This window comes from Streptomyces sp. NPDC002055 (assembly GCF_040296705.1).
In the GTDB taxonomy this organism is placed as follows: Bacteria; Actinomycetota; Actinomycetes; order Streptomycetales; family Streptomycetaceae; genus Streptomyces.
The window spans coordinates 1-3,450 of the sequence record NZ_JBEOXS010000132.1 but is presented as its reverse complement, the minus strand read 5'-3'; the positions used below and the strand labels follow the sequence as shown (position 1 = coordinate 3,450).

Here is a 3,450-nt window from a genome sequence, read left to right as displayed (position 1 = left end):
GGTGGTCTTCGACGGCCCCGGGCAGGGCGTGCACATCGGCCGGAATCCGATGGTGACCGACTTCGAGCGGGTGGTCGCTTCGGTGATGGAGCAGGCCGTGGGCTCGGCCCGTCCGGCCCGGCCGTCGGCTCGTCGGTCCGGCGCCCACGCGCCCCGCCCGCCCGGCCTGCCGGGGCCGGTTCCGCGATGACCGGCCGGGACCCGGCTCAGACCGGCCGGCCGTCGTGGGCCACCGCCGCAAGGCCGCCCTGGCCGTCGCCGGCCACCGCGGCCAGCCCGCCGAGCAGCAGGGTCGTGAAGTCGTGGGACCAGCCGGCGTCCACCGGCTCCGCGCTCACCAGCGTGCGGTGCACCACGGCTCCCGCGATCACGTCGTAGATCAGGTCCATGTTGCGGGCCGCGGCGGCCTCGCCGTCCGGGCCGGAGAGGTCGGACGGCAGTTCACCGCGCTGCTGTGCGCGGTCCCGGCCGAGGACGACCAGTTCCTTCTGCCGGTCGACGATCGCCGACCGGATGCGCTCGCGCAGCGCCGCGTCGTGCGTGGACTCGGCGACCACCGCCATCAGGGCGGTCTTGGTCTCCGGCCGTTCCAGCAGCGCGCCGAACTGCAGCACCACGCTCTCCACATCGGCCCGGAGGCTGCCCAGGTCGGGGAGTTCGAGTTCGTCGAAGAGCACGGCGACCGCGTCCACGACGAGTTCGCTCTTGTTCGCCCACCGCCGGTACAGGGTGGTCTTGGCGACCCCGGCGCGTGCCGCGACATCGCTCATGGTGAGCTTGGACCAGCCCAGTTCGACGAGCGCGGCGCGGGTCGCGTCGAGGATCGCGGCATCCGCCTCGGCGCTGCGGGGCCGGCCCGTTCGGCCCGGGCTGCGGGGGGTGGTGCGGCACATGCGGGCGACCATACCGGTTGGTAGGGGTTCTGCCGGGGAAGACTGCCGTGAGCGAGATCACCGCCCATCGGGGGAGGCGGTCTTGTGGGCACGGGGTCGGATGCAGTTACGCTACGAGTCGTAGCGAAAGAGCGACGATCACTCCGGCGCGCGGGTGGGGACCTGCCGCCGCCCACGAATCCACGATTCGGCCGTCTCCGCAGCGTCCGTCCCCGCACTCCGGCGGGTCATCGGGCGAACGCGGTGCGTGTATCGGCCACCGCACTTTTCCGATCTTTGCGCGGAAGGGGGAGGATGTACTCATGCAGCCACGGAACATGTCCATGAGCGGAGTCGTCGACCTCGCCGCGGTGAAGGCCGCCGGGGAAGCCAAGCAGAAGGCCGAGCAGGCCCGGGCCGAGTCGGCCCGCACCGGTGGCACCGGCGCCACCGCCGCCCGTCCGGTCTTCGATGTCGACGAGGCGGGCTTCGAGCAGGATGTCCTGCAGCGCTCCACCGAGGTCCCGGTCGTCATCGACTTCTGGGCCGAGTGGTGCGAGCCGTGCAAGCAGCTCTCCCCGGTGCTGGAGAAGCTGGCCGCGGAGTACGCGGGCCGATTCGTTCTGGCCAAGATCGACGTAGATTCCAACCAGGCGCTGTTCCAGCAGTTCGGCGTGCAGGGCATTCCCGCGGTCTTCGCGGTGGTCGCCGGTCAGGCGCTGCCGCTCTTCCAGGGCGCGGCCCCGGAGTCGCAGATCCGCCAGGTGCTCGACCAGTTGATCGAGGCCGCCGAGCAGCGCTTCGGCATCGTCGGTGCCCCGATCGAGCCCGGTGTGGAGGACGACGCCGAGGCCGAGGTGCCCGAGCGCCCCGCCGGTCCGCACGACAGCGCGCTCGCCGCGGCCCACGAGGCGCTGGACGCCGGTGATCTGGGCGGCGCGGTCCAGGCGTACCGGAATGTCCTCTCGGACGACCCGGCCAACACCGAGGCGAAGCTCGGACTCGCCCAGGCGGAACTGCTGGAGCGGGTGCAGGGTCTGGACCCGCAGGCGGTGCGCAAGGCGGCGGCCGAACGCCCCGACGACGTCGACGCCCAGGTGGCCGCGGCCGACCTGGACCTGGTGGGCGGTCATGTCGAGGACGCCTTCGGTCGGCTGGTGGAGACGGTGAAGCGCTCGGCCGGTGACGAACGCGAGAAGGCCCGGCTGCGGTTGCTGGAGCTCTTCGAGGTGATCGGCGGCGACGATCCGCGCGTGACCACTGCCCGTGGGGCGCTGGCTCGCGTACTCTTCTGATCGGCCGTCACCAGTGGTGACGCCGTGATCACAGCGGTCGCGTTTTACCAAAACTTGGTAATCGCGGCCGCTGTTACTTGCAGTAAGGGAACCGCGGGCCCTTGTCCGTGTATGTAGCTATTCCTCCTCCGGTATCGGGCGCACTCCCCGCGACGCTATGTGGCTGGCCGAGACCCATCGGCCATGCTTCGGTTATCTCGCCGTTACTCACAAGTAACGAGCCCCTTGTGTCGCGGCTTGTAATGGACCACGATCGGCCACGCTCGGTCCATTCCCGTCACCCGGCAACCAGCCGGTGTCATGGGGTTCCTGGGTCCCCACCGAGCGGCCGGCGGCAGATGACGCCGGCCTTGGACAGGGGGGTCTCTGCCACCGGCAGGGCCTGTCCAGCAGGTTGCGCGGGAGCGTGGCCAGTGGTTGTCGCTCGGGGGTGATCGCCGGTGATTTCGGACGCGGTTCGCGCCCGGAGGGCGGCGCTCTCCTTCCCGAGGACGTAGCACTTCTCCCATCCCAGACGGGGCCGGCCCACTGGCCCCGGCCGGAGATGTACGTCCGAGAAGGAGGAAACTCATGGAGTCCCAGGCTCGTGGCGGGACCAGATGGAAGCGGTTCGCCGTTGTCATGGTCCCGAGCGTCGCTGCCACCGCAGCGATCGGCGTGGCCCTGTCGCAGGGTGCGCTCGCGGCGTCGTTCCAGGTGTCCGGCCAGCAGTTCAAGGTGTCTGCTGAGCGGCTCGAAGGCAAAGGCTTCATCCAGTACGGGGCCTACGACGAGCAGGTCGGCGGGAAGAACCAGCCCGTCGCGGTCTCCGCGTTCAAGCACGCAGAGATCAACAAGATGTGCCAGTCCGTGGTCACCCCGGACATCCCGCTCGTCGGTACGGTCACGCTGCAGCTGAACGCCGGTGCCAAGGATCCGGTCACGGCCGAGAACCTGTACATCGACGTTGCCCAGTTGGACGCGGACGCGACCTTCCGGAACATCAACATCGGTGTCGCGGCGGGGGCCAGCACCAAGGGCCCCGGCATCAACAAGGACGACCACGCCAGCCGCGGTGGCTTCGCTCAGGAGGCCGACTCGGCGACCCTGACCGACGTCAAGCAGACCGCGTGGGCCACCAGCGCCGGAACCTTCAAGCTGAGCGGGCTCAGCATGAAGATCCACAAGGGTGTCAAGGAGTGCTACTAAGCACTCGCCGGGCGGGCGGTGGAGGGGCCGGTGCCGGTGGCAGTGGCGGTGCGTATCCGGCCGCGTATGCGCCCGCGGCCGGACGTCCACGGTGT

3 protein-coding genes and 1 pseudogene are annotated in these 3,450 nt (G+C 70.1%); 3 read left to right on the top strand and 1 reads right to left on the bottom strand.

Annotated elements, in window-relative coordinates:
* Positions 1-190 (top strand): annotated as a pseudogene (locus tag ABT112_RS34870) (hypothetical protein); the annotation flags it as partial.
* Positions 191-206: 16 nt separating this feature from the next.
* Here the strand turns inward: ABT112_RS34870 and ABT112_RS34865 are convergent.
* Positions 207-893, bottom strand: coding sequence for a TetR/AcrR family transcriptional regulator (locus ABT112_RS34865; RefSeq protein ID WP_351515799.1), 687 nt, complete (start codon positions 891-893; stop codon positions 207-209).
* A 302-nt stretch (positions 894-1,195) separates the two neighbouring features.
* Here ABT112_RS34865 and ABT112_RS34860 point away from each other — a divergent pair, with 302 nt between their 5' ends.
* On the top strand, positions 1,196-2,167 hold the full coding sequence (locus tag ABT112_RS34860) for a tetratricopeptide repeat protein (protein WP_351515798.1): 972 nt from the start codon (positions 1,196-1,198) through the stop codon (positions 2,165-2,167).
* A gap of 570 nt (positions 2,168-2,737) precedes the next feature.
* The gene (locus ABT112_RS34855; RefSeq protein ID WP_351515797.1) at positions 2,738-3,355 is read left to right on the top strand and encodes a DUF6230 family protein; all 618 of its coding nucleotides are present in this window, start codon (positions 2,738-2,740) and stop codon (positions 3,353-3,355) included.
* The last annotated feature ends 95 nt before the right edge of the window (positions 3,356-3,450 follow it).